The sequence below is a fragment of the Streptomyces millisiae genome, assembly GCF_031845425.1.
In the GTDB taxonomy this organism is placed as follows: Bacteria; Actinomycetota; Actinomycetes; order Streptomycetales; family Streptomycetaceae; genus Streptomyces; species Streptomyces millisiae.
In genome coordinates, this window is the sequence record NZ_JAVREM010000030.1 from 1 (window position 1) to 13,394 (window position 13,394).

11 protein-coding genes are annotated in these 13,394 nt (G+C 74.3%); 5 read left to right on the forward strand and 6 right to left on the reverse strand.

Features of this window, described 5'->3' with window-relative positions; translation table 11 throughout:
* The first annotated feature begins 117 nt into the window (after positions 1-117).
* Complete coding sequence (locus RNC47_RS21075) at positions 118-342, forward strand: DUF2277 domain-containing protein (protein ID WP_311601068.1); 225 nt, start codon at positions 118-120, stop codon at positions 340-342.
* A gap of 50 nt (positions 343-392) precedes the next feature.
* Here the strand turns inward: RNC47_RS21075 and RNC47_RS21080 are convergent, their stop codons facing one another.
* Positions 393-2,102, reverse strand: coding sequence for a DUF885 domain-containing protein (locus RNC47_RS21080; RefSeq protein WP_311601010.1), 1,710 nt, complete (start codon positions 2,100-2,102; stop codon positions 393-395).
* Positions 2,103-2,164: 62 nt separating this feature from the next.
* On the opposite strand from RNC47_RS21080, the gene RNC47_RS21085 reads away from it, so the two are divergent.
* Positions 2,165-5,425: an ATP-binding protein gene (locus tag RNC47_RS21085; protein ID WP_311601011.1), complete on the forward strand. Its 3,261-nt coding sequence runs from the start codon at positions 2,165-2,167 to the stop codon at positions 5,423-5,425.
* 16 nt (positions 5,426-5,441) lie between these two features.
* Here the strand turns inward: RNC47_RS21085 and RNC47_RS21090 are convergent, their stop codons facing one another.
* From RNC47_RS21090 to RNC47_RS21105, 4 genes are all read right to left on the reverse strand, one after another.
* A complete protein-coding gene (locus RNC47_RS21090) occupies positions 5,442-6,254 on the reverse strand; it encodes an ABC transporter permease (RefSeq protein ID WP_311601069.1) in 813 nt (270 codons plus the stop codon).
* A 59-nt stretch (positions 6,255-6,313) separates the two neighbouring features.
* Entirely contained in the window at positions 6,314-7,345 is a 1,032-nt protein-coding gene (locus RNC47_RS21095; RefSeq protein ID WP_311601013.1) for an ATP-binding cassette domain-containing protein, read from the reverse strand.
* 168 nt (positions 7,346-7,513) lie between these two features.
* A complete protein-coding gene (locus RNC47_RS21100) occupies positions 7,514-7,753 on the reverse strand; it encodes a hypothetical protein (protein ID WP_311601014.1) in 240 nt (79 codons plus the stop codon).
* Positions 7,750-8,556: a class I SAM-dependent methyltransferase gene (locus RNC47_RS21105; RefSeq protein WP_311601015.1), complete on the reverse strand. Its 807-nt coding sequence runs from the start codon at positions 8,554-8,556 to the stop codon at positions 7,750-7,752. The genes RNC47_RS21100 and RNC47_RS21105 overlap by 4 nt, the downstream gene beginning before the upstream one ends.
* Before the next feature lie 147 nt (positions 8,557-8,703).
* On the opposite strand from RNC47_RS21105, the gene RNC47_RS21110 reads away from it, so the two are divergent.
* From RNC47_RS21110 to RNC47_RS21120, 3 genes are all read left to right on the forward strand, one after another.
* Positions 8,704-10,989 (forward strand): heavy metal translocating P-type ATPase, encoded by a 2,286-nt coding sequence (locus tag RNC47_RS21110; protein ID WP_311601016.1) that lies wholly within the window; start codon positions 8,704-8,706, stop codon positions 10,987-10,989.
* Between the two features lie 100 nt (positions 10,990-11,089).
* Positions 11,090-11,698, forward strand: coding sequence for a tellurite resistance TerB family protein (locus RNC47_RS21115; protein WP_311601017.1), 609 nt, complete (start codon positions 11,090-11,092; stop codon positions 11,696-11,698).
* A 120-nt stretch (positions 11,699-11,818) separates the two neighbouring features.
* Entirely contained in the window at positions 11,819-12,349 is a 531-nt protein-coding gene (locus RNC47_RS21120; protein WP_311601018.1) for an SgcJ/EcaC family oxidoreductase, read from the forward strand.
* A 63-nt stretch (positions 12,350-12,412) separates the two neighbouring features.
* Here the strand turns inward: RNC47_RS21120 and RNC47_RS21125 are convergent, their stop codons facing one another.
* A complete protein-coding gene (locus RNC47_RS21125) occupies positions 12,413-13,387 on the reverse strand; it encodes an ArsR family transcriptional regulator (RefSeq protein ID WP_311601019.1) in 975 nt (324 codons plus the stop codon).
* Positions 13,388-13,394: the final 7 nt, after the last annotated feature.

Below are 13,394 nucleotides of genomic sequence, written 5' to 3' on the forward strand. Positions count from 1 at the left end.
CCCTCCGCGCGGCGGGTGGGGGAACCCAACAACGCCGCCACCCGCCGCGCGGAGGGGCGGCCCGCGGCCGAGGCCACCGGCGGCGAACGCCGCGGCGCGGCGCGGCACACTGGACGCATGTGCCGCAGCATCAAGACGCTCCGTCCGCCGGCCGCGCCGGATGTCACGGAAGACGACATCCGCGCCGCCGCCCTCCAGTACGTCCGCAAGGTGTCCGGCTTCCGCCAGCCGGCCGCCCACAACCAGGCCGCGTTCGACGAAGCGGTGGCCGCCGTGACGGCGGCCACCGAACGCCTCCTCGACCAGCTGGTCGTCCGCGGCGGCGGCAGCCGCCCCGCCTGACGCCTCGGCCGAGCCCGGCGGTCGGCTGGCCGCGGCCAGCCGATCGCGGCCTAGCGGAGCGTCGCCAGTTCCGTGGTCAGGTCGTCCAGGCCGAGCGAGCCGAGGGAGAGCGCGGCCATGTGCCAGGACTTCGCGTCGAAGTCCGCGCCGGCCGCCGCGCGAGCGGCCTCGCGGCCGGCGACCCAGGCGTGCTCGCCCAGCTTGTAGCTGATGGCCTGGCCCGGCATGCCCAGGTAGCGGGTCAGCTCGGACTCGGTGTAGTCCGGGTCGCAGCCGGTGTTCGCCGCGAAGAACTCGGTGGCCAGCTCGGGTGTCCACACCTCCCCCGGGTGGAAGGCCTCGTCGGCCGGTATGCGGCGCCCGGTGTGCATGCCGATGTCGATGATCACCCGCACCGCCCGCAGCATCTGGGCGGAGAGGTAGCCGAGCCGCCGGCCGGGGTCGGTGAGGAAGCCGAGCTCGTCCATCAGCCGCTCCGCGTACAGCGCCCAGCCCTCCGTGGTGGCGCTGACCGAGCCGACGCTGACCTGGTAGCGGGAGAGCCGGTCCTGCACGTGCACCCACTGGGCGAGCTGGAGGTGGTGTCCCGGCACGCCCTCGTGGTACCAGGTGGAGACCAGGTTCCAGAGCGGGAAGCGGGTGGCGCCCATGGTCGGCAGCCAGGTGCGGCCGGGGCGGGAGAAGTCGAGCGAGGGGCGCGTGTAGTAGGGCGCGGCCGCGCTGCCCGGCGGGGCGATCATGGCCTCGACGCGCCGCACCGGCGGCGCCAGGTCGACGTGTCGGCCGTCCAGTGCCTCGATGGCCTCGGCCATCAGGTTCTGCAGCCAGTCGCGGATCGCGTCCACGCCCTCGATCGCCTCGCCGTGGTGCTCCAGGTGGTGCATCGCGGCCAGCGGCGTCTCGCCGGGCAGCACCTCGGCGGCGACCGTCCGCATCTCGTCGGCGATCCGGTGGAACTCGGCCCAGCCGAAGGCGTACGCCTCGTCGAGGTCGAGGTCGGCGCCGGTCCAGCGGCGGGCGCCGACGAGGTAGCGCTCGGCGCCGACGCCGTCCGGGGTGCCCGAGGTCTTCGGCAGGTACTCGTCGCGCAGGAAGCCCCGCAGTTCGGCGAGCGCCTCGGTGGCCTTGGCCGCCGCCGCGGTCAGCTCGGCCCGCTGTGCCTCGGGGCCGCCGGAGGCGAACTCCCGGTACCAGTCGGCCGCCAGCCAGGTGTCCAACTGGCCGGCGACGGTGGTCACCTGGCGCGGCGCGGCGGTCAGGCCGCGGCGCGCGCCCTCGGCCAGCGCGGCGGTGTAACTGGCCAGGGAGGCCGGCACGTTGGCCAGCCGGCGGCCGATCACCGCCCAGTCGTCGGGGGTTTCGGTCGGCATCAGCAGGAAGACGGAACGCAGCTGCTGCACGGGCGAGAAGAGGTTGGAGACCTCCCGCAGTCCCTCGCCGGCCTCGTGTTCGGCGAGCACCGCGCCCAGCCGCTCGCGCAGCAGCCGGCCGGCCCTTCGTTCGACGGCCGGCAGGGCGCCGGGGCCGCCGGCCGCCGCCTCGGCCGCGTCGAGCTCCGCCAGGGTGGCGCGTTGGGCCGCCGCCAGGGCCTCCTGCCCCTCGGGCGAGAAGTCGGGAAGGTCGGCGACGCCGGGGCGGATGCCGAGGCTGGTGCCGTAGAGCGGGTCGAGATCGGCCAGGGTCTCGACGTAGGCGTCCGCGACGGCGCGCGGGGTCGCCGGGCCTGCCGCCTCGGAGGGGGCGGTCGGAGAAGTGGTCATTGTGCCATCCTCGTACAGGGGCTCGGGGGAAGGAAGGACGGACCGCACTGCTGTTCGAACAGTTGATCGGGCGGGGGCACGCGTCCGGCGTGCTCGACGCCGAGATCGCCAGGACCGAGGCGAGCCACGGCGGGCTCGTGCTGGTCACGGGGGAGCCGGGGATCGGCAAGACCGCGCTGGTCACCGAGGCGGCCGAGGCCGCCAGGCGGCGCGGCGCGCTGGTGCTCTCCGGATCCTGCTGGGAGTCGGACAACGCGCCGGGGTACTGGCCGTGGACCCAGGTCGTCCGCGCGCTGCGCCGCGCGCTCGGCCCCGAGGGCTGGTCGGCGGTGGAGCGGGCCGCCGGCGGCGGGCTGTCCGCGCTGTTCGTCGGGTCCCTGCCGGAGCCGACCCCCGGCGTCGCGGCCGGCCCCGGCGCGCTGGTCCCCGTCGCCGGCGTCGACCACAGCGCCGAGGGCGCCGCGAGCTTCCGGCTGCACGACGCCGTGACCAGCGCCCTGGTCGCCGCCTCCCAGGAGCGGCCCGTCGTGGTGGTGCTGGACGACCTGCACTGGGCCGACGCCGCCTCACTGCGGCTGCTCGCGTTCGCCGCCCACCACACCTGGTTCGAGCGGCTGTTGCTGATCGGCGCCTACCGGGACGTGGGCACCGCGGCGACCGCGCCGGGACATCCGGTGGGCGAGTTGCTGCTGCCGCTGCGCGCCAAGGCGACCGCGCTCGCGCTGACCGGCCTCGGCCTCGCTGACACCGGGGCCCTGATCGCCCGCACCACCGGCGCGGCGCCGGACCCCGAGCTGACCGCCGAGGTGCACCGGCGCACCGGCGGAAACCCGTTCTTCGTCGAGGAGACCGCGCGCCTGTGGCACGGCGCCGGGGCCGGGCTGCCGCCCCTGGTGCCGCCCGGGGTGCTCGACGCGGTGCGCCGACGGCTCGCGCCGCTGCCCGGGCCGGTCGTCGAACTGCTCACCGACGCGGCCGTGTTGGGCCGCGAGTTCCATCCGCGGGTACTGGCCGCGGTGCGTGCCGCGCCGACGCACGAGGTGGCCAGGCTGCTCGGCGAGGCGGTGGCGGCCCGCCTGGTGGCGCCCGGCCGCGGCGACCGCCAGGCGTTCGCCCACGACCTGGTGCGGGAGGCGCTCTACGAGGCGCTCGACGAGCCGGAGCGGCGTCGCCGGCACGCCGCGGTGGCCGAGGCGCTGGCCGGCTCGCCCGGCGTCGCCGAGCTGATGGTGCCCGCGGACCTGGCCAGGCACGCCCACCTCGCCGGGCCCGAGCTGGCCCCGGACCTGGCGCTCGACCTGCTGACCGAGGCCGCCGTCGAGGCCGTGCGGCGGCTGTCGTTCGAGGAGGCGGTGGGCCACTACCGCCGGGCCCACGCGCTGGCCGCGGGCGTCGATCCGCGCCGCCGGGTGCTGATCGGGCTCTCCTACGCGGCCGAGCTCCAGCACATCGGCGACCCGGCGGCCGGCGGCCGGATCTACCGGGAGGCGGCGGCCGAGGCCCGCGCCCTGGGCGATGACGCGCTGCTCGCGCGGGTCGGCCTCGCGGCGCACTGGGCCTGTGGCGAAGGGGAGCCGCCGGGCCCGCCCACCTCGCTCGGCGGCGAGCTGCTGCGCGAGGCGTGGCGCCGGGTGGTCGCCGGGGAACTCGGTGCCGACGCGCCGGCTCCCGACGAGCTCGCCGAGCCGGCGGACCAGGCCGCGGTCCGGCAACGGATGGCCGCCGAACTCGCCGTGCGGGCCGCCGTGTCGGCCCGGCGCTCCGGAGACGACGAGGCGCTGGCCTTCGCGTTGATGGCCCGGCACGACGCGATCTGGGGGCCCGGCAGCGCGCCGGAGCGCGAGGCGCTCACCGACGAGATGATCGCCCTCGCCCATCGGATCCGCGACCCCGACCTCGAACACCTCGCCAAGTCGTTCCGCTGGGTGGCGCTGCTGGAACGCGACGATCCGCGCTTCCTCGACCAGCTGCGGGACTTCGTGGCCGGCGTGCCGGAGGCGGCGCCGCCCCGCTACCGGTTCTCGGCCCTCGTCGACCAGCTGGTGATCGCCGTCTTCCAGGGCCGGTTCACGGCGGCCGACGAGCTGCTGTGCCAGGTGCTCGCGCTCACCAGGGATCATCCGCAGCACGGCGAACACCACTACTTCCTGCGCCAGTTGCGCTGGGCGATGTTGCTCGGCCGCGGCCGGTTCGGCGAGCTCGACGCGCTGCACGGCGAGTTGGGCGGCGACGACCACGCGTACCGGGAGCTGCTGGAAGGGATCACCGCGGCCCAGCGGGGCGACGCGGCGGGCGTGGCCCGGCTGTGGCGGACGGTGGCCGGCAAGCGCTATCCGACCAGCATGCGGCCGCTGGCACTGCGCCTCCAGGCGCAGGCGGCCGCCGTGACCCGCGATCCCGAGCTGATCGCACGGGCCAGGGCGGCGTTGGCGCCGCACCTCGGACAGTGGCTGGTCTCGCTGTGGGGCCTGGACATCGGCGGCCCGACGGCGCTGTGGGCGGCCGGCGTGGAGGCGGCGGCCGAGCGCTGGCCGGCCGCCGTCGACGGCTACACGGCGGCGGCCGACTCCGCCGACCGGATGGGGGCGCGGGCCTGGGCGGCCGAGGCGCGGGCTGGGCTCGCGGCCGCGCTGCTCGGCCGCGGCGCGCCGGGCGACCCGGCGGCGGCCGCGGCCCTGCTCGACCAGGTGGCGGGCGAGGCCGAGGAGCTGGGCATGGCCCACCTCAGGGACCGGCTGGCCGCGCTGCGCGCCTCGGCCGGGCCACGGGAGCCGGCGGAGCCGGCCCCGCCACCCGACGAGTTCCGCTTCGACGGCGCCGTGTGGACGCTGCGGTACGCGGGCCGCACCGCGCGCATGCCGGACGCCAAGGGCCTGCACGACCTGCACCGGCTGCTGCGCCAGCCGGGCACCGAGCTGCCGGCCGCCCACCTGCTGAGCCCCGACGGCTCGTTCACCCCGCTGGGCGGGGATCCCGTGCTCGACGAGCGGGCCAAGGCCGAGTACCGGCGGCGCCTGGACCAGCTGGACGCGGAGACGGCCCGGGCCGGGCGGCTGGGCGACGCCGACCTGGCGGCCGAACTGGAGGCCGAGCGCGCCGCGTTGCTCGCCGAGCTGCGCGCGGCGGCCGGGCTCGGCCGGCGCGACCGGCGGCTCGGCGACCAGGCGGAGCGCGCCCGCAAGACCGTGACGGCGCGGATCCGCGACACCCTGCGCCGGCTCGACGACCGGCATCCCGAGCTGGCCGCGCACCTGCGGGAGTCCGTCTCCACCGGCCTGGTCTGCGCCTACCGCCCGCCGCGCGAGACGTCCTTCCGGTTGTAGGGCCGGTTGCAGCGGCCTACTTCCGGTTGTAGAGGCGCATGGTGAGGGTGCCGAAGACCGCGACCAGCAGCAGACTGGCGACCAGCACCCAGGCGATCTCGCCGACGTCCGTCGCGCCGCCCATCAGCCCGCGCACCGCCGCGACGAGCCGGGTGACCGGGCTGACGTCCACCACCGCCTCCAGCCAGCCGGGCATGGTCTCGGGCTCGACCAGCACGTTGCTCAGGAAGGTCAGCGGGAAGATCACCATCATGCTGACGCCCATCACGGACTTCTCGGAGCGCATCAGCAGCCCGAACATCGTCCAGATCCAGGAGAAGGCGAAGGAGAAGACCAGCAGCAGCGCGATCCCCGCGGCCACCCCGAGCACCCCGCCGCCGGGCCGGTAGCCGAGGGCGAGGCCCACGGCGAGGATCACCAGCGAGGCCAGCACGTAGCGGAGCAGGTCGCCGAGCAGATAGCCGACCATGGCGGCCGGCCGCCACACCGGCAGCGAGCGGAAGCGGTCGAACACGCCCTTCTGGATGTCGGTGTTGACGGCGACGCCGGTGTACATCGTGGTCATGATCACGCTCATCACCATGATCCCCGGCAGCAGATAGGTCAGGTACTCGCTGGTCGAGCCGGCCAGCGCGCCGCCGAAGAGGTAGGTGAACATCAGCGTCATCATGATCGGGAAGACGGTGACGTCGAACAGCTGCTCGGGCACGTGCTTGATCTTCAGCATCGCGCGCCAGCCGAAGGTGGCGGACGCGGAGAGCGCGCTGGGCCGCGGCGGCCGGGACTCGGTCGACGCGAGCACGGCGGCCAGCGCGCCGGCCGCCGGCACGTAGGCGTCCTCCTCGGCCTCGCCCGGCGTGCCCTGCTGGGTGGTGTCGGCTACGGTGCTCACGCTGCGGCCTCCTTGGTCATGCTCGTGTCGCTCTTCCGGTCACCGCTCTTCTCCGTGAGGGCGAGGAAGACCTCGTCCAGGCTCGGCTGCCCGAGGGAGAAGTCGTCCACGGTGATCCCCTGGCCCGCCAGCTCGGCCAGGGCCCGCGCAGCCAGCTCGGCCGGCTCCGTGCTGCCGGCGCCCGACGGCATCACGCGGGCCGTCAACGCGAGCGGGTCGGCGGCCAGTTGGACCGGTGCGTTCAGCACCTTGGCCACCACCCGCCGGGCGTCGGCCCGCTGCTCCGGGTCGCGGAGCCTGAGGTGCACGGCGCCGGCGCCGACCGAGGACTTCAGCTCCCCCGGCGTGCCCTCGGCGATCACCCGGCCCTGGTCGATCACGGCTATCCGGCCCGCCAGTTGGTCGGCCTCCTCCAGGTACTGGGTGGTCAGCAGCACCGTGGTGCCCTGGGCGACGACCACCCGCACGATGTCCCAGACCTGGTTGCGGCTGCGCGGGTCGAGCCCGGTGGTCGGCTCGTCGAGGAAGAGCAGGTCCGGCGTGTTGAGGATGCTGGCCGCGATGTCGAGGCGGCGCCGCATGCCGCCCGAGTAGGTCTTGGTCTGCCGGTCGGCCGCCTCGGTCAGCCCGAACGCCTCCAGCAGCTGGGCCGCGCGGTCCCGCGCCGCCGGCTTGCGGTGGCCGAGGAGGCGGGCGAGCAGCACCAGGTTCTCCGCGCCCGTCAGGTCCTCGTCGACCGAGGCGTACTGCCCGGTCAGGCTCACCCTGGCCCGCACCGCGTCCGGCTCGCGCGCCACGTCGTGCCCGAAGACCCGGGCCTCGCCCCCGTCCGGCCGCAGCAGCGTGGCCAGCATCCGGACGGTGGTGGTCTTGCCCGCGCCGTTGGGCCCGAGCACGCCGTACACCGTGCCGGCCGGCACCGTGAGGTCGACTCCGTCCACCGCCCGCTTCTCGCCGAACACCTTCACGAGGCCGGACGTCTCGATCGCCGCCCCGGTCCCCCCGGGACCGGCTGTTCGCTTGGTCATCTCTGCCCATCCCCTGACATGCCCGTCGGTGGTCCGCTCTCGAAAGGTGGACCACCGGCGACGCGGAAACTCATCTGTCCTCGGGGCGCGAGATGCCGCCCGGCGGCCGCCAGATCCGATCTCGCGGCGGCTTACGCGACCCCAGGACGGTTGGTCCGCGCGGCCCGGTCAGACCTCGAACGGGTCGGCACCGCCGCCCTTCCACACCTCGGGGCCGCCGCCGCGCCACTCGATCAGGGTGGCGTCCTCCAGCAGCACCTCGTCGGGGTCGAGGCCGGCGCGCCGGAGGAACTCGATGAGCTCCACCGGGGAGCGGGCCACGCCCAGGTCCTGGCCGGCCACGGTGACGCGGCGGCCGCCGGCGGCGCGCGGCGGATGGACGACGACGCGTGGGCGGGGCACCGTCATGGCGCGCCTCCCGGCGTCCCGGCGGTCACGCGGATCTTGGACTGGCCGTGCGGCAGCCGTTCCCAGTCCGCCATCAGCCGGGCGGTCAGGCCGTGCCCGGCGGCCAGCTCGGTCAGCGTCTCGGCGCGGTAGTAGAAGTCCTCGCGCAGCACCTGGTGCTCGCGGCCCTCGGTGCGGTCGAAGGTGAAGTCGAAGAAGCCGCCAGGGGCCAGGATCCGGCCGACGTGGGCCAGGCACTCGTCGATGACGGGGAGCGGCGAGTGCGAGAAGACGCTGTGCGCGTGGACCACGTCGAAGTGGCCCGACGGCAGGAAGTCGAAGGTGAGGTCGCGGGTGAGCGTGAGATGCGGCAGCTTGGCCTGCAGCCCGCGGCCGCTCAGCGTCTCCTTGGCGCTGATGAGGATGTCGGGCGAGATGTCGATGCCGTAGTAGCCGCCGGGGTCGAGGTAGTCGATGAACCGCCAGCCGGCGCGCAGGTTGCCGCAGCCGATGTCGAGCATCCGGTGGCCGGGGGCCAGGCCGTGGTCCCTGAGGTAGTCGAACTGGAGCTTGCCCAACGCCAGCCATCGCTCGTGGTCGCGGCTGCCGACGGCCGCCTCCGGGCTGCGGGCGGTGTCCGAGGCCATCACGGCGCGGTAGTAGGCGACGTGGTCCCGGTGCCGGGCGCGCAGCCAGACGTCGCGCGCGCCGCGCCGCAGGTGGGGCCCTATGCGCCGGGGGTTGCGCACGGCGTAGCGCAGGCGGTGGCCGAGGCTCGACCGGTCGATCGTGAGCCTGCGGGAGGCGGGGTCTGCGCTGTCCATGCTTCGTAGCCTGCGGCAGATCCCCGTTGATCACCAGGCGAGCCACGGGGCCACCTTGCGCCGTCATACCCCCTAGGGGTATACAGGAGACCTGGGGCGACCATACCGCCCTGGGGTATTCTGGGCCGCCGAGGAGACGTGATCGAGATGACAGCCACCACACCCACCACCGCGGGGACCACCGACACCACGGCGGCCTCCGAGGTCGAGCTCGCCATCGGCGGGATGACCTGCGCTTCCTGCGCCGCCCGGATCGAGAAGAAGCTCAACCGGATGGACGGCGTCACCGCCACCGTCAACTACGCCACCGAGAAGGCGCGGGTCGCCTTCGCCGACGGCGTCACCGTCTCCGACCTGATCGCCACCGTCGAGGCCACCGGCTACACCGCCGAGCCACCACCGCCGCCCAGGCAGGAGGCCGCGCCCGGGACACCGGCCGGGACCGAGGCGGACGAGCTCGCCCCGCTGCGCCACCGGCTGCTGGTCACCGCGGCCCTCGCCGTCCCGGTGATCGCGCTCGCCATGGTGCCCGCCTGGCAGTTCGACTACTGGCAGTGGCTCTCCCTCACCCTCGCCGCGCCCGCCGTCGTCTGGGGCGGCTGGCAGTTCCACCGCGCCGCCTGGACCAACGCGCGGCACGGCGCCGCCACCATGGACACCCTGATCTCGGTCGGCACCCTGGCCGCGCTGCTCTGGTCCGGCTGGGCGCTGTTCTTCGGCGACGCCGGCATGCCCGGCATGACCCACCCCTTCGAGCTCTCCATCGAGCGCGGCGACGGCGGCTCCGCCATCTACCTGGAGGCCGCCGCCGGCGTCACCGCCTTCCTGCTCGCCGGCCGCTACTTCGAGGCCCGCGCCAAGCGCCGGGCCGGCGCCGCGCTGCGCGCCCTGCTGGAGCTCGGCGCCAAGGAGGTCACGGTGCTGCGCGAGGGCGGCCGCGAGGAGCGGGTGCCGATCGGGCAGCTGGCCGTCGGCACCCGCTTCCTGGTCCGCCCGGGCGAGAAGATCGCCACCGACGGCGTCGTCGTCGAGGGCACCTCGGCCGTGGACGCCTCGATGCTGACCGGCGAGTCCGTGCCGGTCGAGGTCGCCGTGGGCGACGCCGTCACCGGCGCCACGCTCAACGCCGGCGGCCGTCTCGTCGTCGAGGCCACCCGGGTCGGCGCCGACACCCAGCTGGCCAGGATGGCCCGCATGGTCGAGGACGCGCAGAACGGCAAGGCCGCGGCGCAGCGGCTCGCCGACCGGATCTCGGCCGTCTTCGTGCCGATCGTGATCGCCCTCTCGCTCGGCACCCTCGGCTTCTGGCTCGGCACCGGCGCCAGCCTCACCACCGCGTTCACCGCGGCCGTCGCCGTGCTGATCATCGCCTGCCCGTGCGCCCTCGGCCTGGCCACCCCGACCGCGCTGCTGGTCGGCACCGGGCGCGGCGCCCAGCTCGGCATCCTGATCAAGGGCCCGGAGGTCCTGGAGAACACCCGCCGGGCCGACACCATCGTGCTGGACAAGACCGGCACCGTGACCACCGGCAGGATGTCGCTGCTGGCCGTGCACCCGGCCGAGGGCGTCACCGAGGAGGAGGCGCTGCGGCTCGCCGGCGCCCTGGAGCACGCCTCCGAGCACCCGATCGCGCGCGCCGTCGGCGACGCCGCGGCCGAGCGCGCGGGCTCCCTCCCGGCGGTCGAGGGCTTCACCAACGTGCCAGGGCTCGGCGTACACGGCGTGGTCGAGGGGCACGCGGTCCTCGTGGGCCGGGAGCGGCTGCTGGCCGACTGGTCGCTGACCCTGCCGGAACCGCTGGCCGAGGCCAAGGCGGCGGCCGAGGAGCGCGGCCGCACCGCGATCGCGGTGGCCTGGGACGGCGTGGCGCGGGCGGTCCTCGAGGTCGCCGACGCCATCAAGCCGACCAGCGCGGAGGCCGTGCGCCGGCTGCGCGAGCTCGGGCTCACGCCGATCCTGCTCACCGGCGACCACGAGAAGGTCGCCAGGGCGGTGGCCGCCGAGGCGGGCATCGACGAGGTGATCGCCGAGGTGCTGCCGGAGGACAAGGTCGCCGTCGTCCAGCGGCTCCAGGCCGAGGGCCGCACGGTCGCCATGGTCGGGGACGGCGTCAACGACGCGGCCGCGCTGGCCACCGCCGACCTGGGCCTCGCCATGGGCACCGGCACCGACGCGGCCATCGAGGCGGGCGACCTGACGCTGGTCCGCGGCGACCTGCTGGCCGCGGCGGACGCCATCCGGCTGTCCAGGAAGACGCTCTTCACCATCAAGAGCAACCTGTTCTGGGCCTTCGGCTACAACGTCTCGGCGCTCCCGCTGGCGGCCGCCGGCCTGCTCAACCCGATGCTCGCGGGCGCGGCGATGGCCTTCTCCTCGGTCTCCGTGGTGGCCAACAGCCTGCGGCTGCGCACCTTCCGGGCCAGGGAACTTTAAGAACTCTTGGTGAACTGGGAACTCCCGGGCCCCGGCGACCGTTGACGGTACGAGAGCGAGAGGTCGCGGAAAGCGACCACACGAGAGCGACGACGGGGAGATGGCCATGTGGGACCGGCTCAAGGACACGGCGAAGGGGATCCAGCAGTCACGGAGCTCTGGCGGCTCGGGCGGCTCAGGCGGCCGCTCGGGTGGCGGGTTCGGGGGCTTCGGCGGCTCGGGTGGCCACGGCGGGCCCGCCGGCTCCGGGGGCTCCGGCTCGGGCGGCTCGCGGTCCCAGCTGCTCGGGGTGTTCAAGACCCAGCTCGCCTCCATGAAGACGGAGCTCAAGAGCGGCGGCTACCGGGACGCCTCGATGGCCATCTGCGCCCTGGTCGCCGCCGCCGACGGCACGGTGGACGCGGCGGAGCGGCAGCGCGTCGAGTCGCTGATCGTCAGCAACGAGGTCCTGCAGAACTTCCCGGCCGACACGCTGCGCCAGCGGTTCAACAAGCACGTGGACCAGCTGGTCTCCAACCCGCAGTTCGGGCGCGGCGCGGTGCTGGAGGAGATCGCCAAGGTCGCCAAGAAGCCGATGGAGGCGCGGGCCGTGATCCAGACCGGCATGGTGATCGCCGGCGCCGACGGCTACTTCGCCCAGGCCGAGCTCGCCGTGCTGCGCGAGGCGTGCGGGGTGTTGAACCTCTCCCCAACGGAGTTCAACCTGTGAATGTCCGCGGCGCTGCGGAATCGACCACTTCGGATCGCAAGAGACAAGCTTTAGAAGGGACTTGACGCCCCTTTACCGGAACATGCCCGTCCTTGACCGCGCGCGTTGAACTCTTGACGCATGCGAAAGATCACCTTTACCGGGCGCCACACCCTTGGCGCCGCGGCCCTGATCACCGCCGGCCTCCTCACCGCCGGAGCGGCGGCGACCGCCTCGGCCTCCGGCCAGTCCAGCGAGGACACCGCCTCCCACCACCAGCCCACCGAGCAGGAGATCCGTGACCTGTTCGTCGAGTGGAACGAGGCGCTGGCCACCGGCGACCCCGAGGTCGTCGCCGACCGCTACGCGGAGGACGCGGTCCTGGAGCCGACGCTGTCCAACGTGATACGCACCGACCGCGACGGCATCGTCGACTACTTCGAGCACTTCCTCGCCCAGGACCCGGAGGGCGAGATCGACGAGTCCTACGTCGACATCCTGGCGCGCAACGCGGCGGTGGACTCCGGCGCGTACACCTTCCACCTGACCGACCCGGCGACGGGCGAACAGCGGGACGTGGCCGCCCGCTACACCTTCGTCTACGAGAAGGACCCGGCGACCGGCGAGTGGCTGATCGTCAACCACCACTCCTCGGCGATGCCGGAAGGCTGACGACCGGCCTTTCCGTCCCACCCGCCCGCCCCCTTCCCGCGCCCCGCGCGGGAAGGGCGGGCGTCAGTGGACTTTGTCTTGCTGTGTGTCGTGGGCGGTGGTAGCGCGTATCAGGCGGTTGCCCTCAGGTGTGCGGTAGTAGAGGACCAACCGTCCGGCGCGGCGGCGGCGCACGAGCCGCGCGTCCAGCAGGATTCTGAGGTGGTTGCCCACGGCGCCGAGGGCGAATCCGGTCACCGATACCAGTTGGGTGGTGCTCATCGGGTCGTCCAGCAGGCTCAGCAGGGTCGCGCGTGCCGGGCCGATGAGGCGGCGTAGGGCGCCTGGTGCGGTGGGCCGGCCCTCCGCGAGCAGCCCGGCGCACGGATAGACCACCGAGTAGCGGTGCGGTCGACGCCAGCCGACCCAGCCGCGTGCGCTGGTGGTGGGGACGAACAGCAGTTGGCCGTTGGTCAGGTCGTGCGGTGGATAGTCGTAGGCGTTGATCTGGAGCTGTCCCTCGCCCAGCCATCGCATCCCGGGTCGCATGTCGTCGAGGGCGGACGCCCAACCGCTGGTGCTCAGTCGCCGAGTTCGCGCGATGATGTCCGCTTCGAAGGCCCGTTCGCGGCGCTGCCAGTCGGGTTCGACCGTCTCGGCCCACACCCAGTCGAGGACGGCGGATATCCGGCTCGGCAGGTCCCGCACGTTCAGGGTGGGGTCGTCGCCGGCCAGGTCGGCGCGCAGCGCGGCGGGCGACGCGGTACGGATGCGCCGCATCTCGTCGTCGAAGGTGTGCTCGTCCTCGTCCGGCGGAGGGCAGAGGATGTCGGTCAACCAGGTCGGCAGGAAGGCGCTTTTCAGGAACGCGCGGCCGACCGGATCGTCGGCCATGCGGGCTTGGAACGCCGCTCGCTGCTCCGCCGGGCGGGCCAGTTGGCCGGGACGGTGGGGCCGCGCCCCCGCGAGCACGCCCAGCGTCGCGACCGTCTCGGCCAGCGCCGAGATCCGGAACCGGCTGCCGGCGAGCACGTCCGCGTCGATCAGCCAGATGCCCACGTTTCGC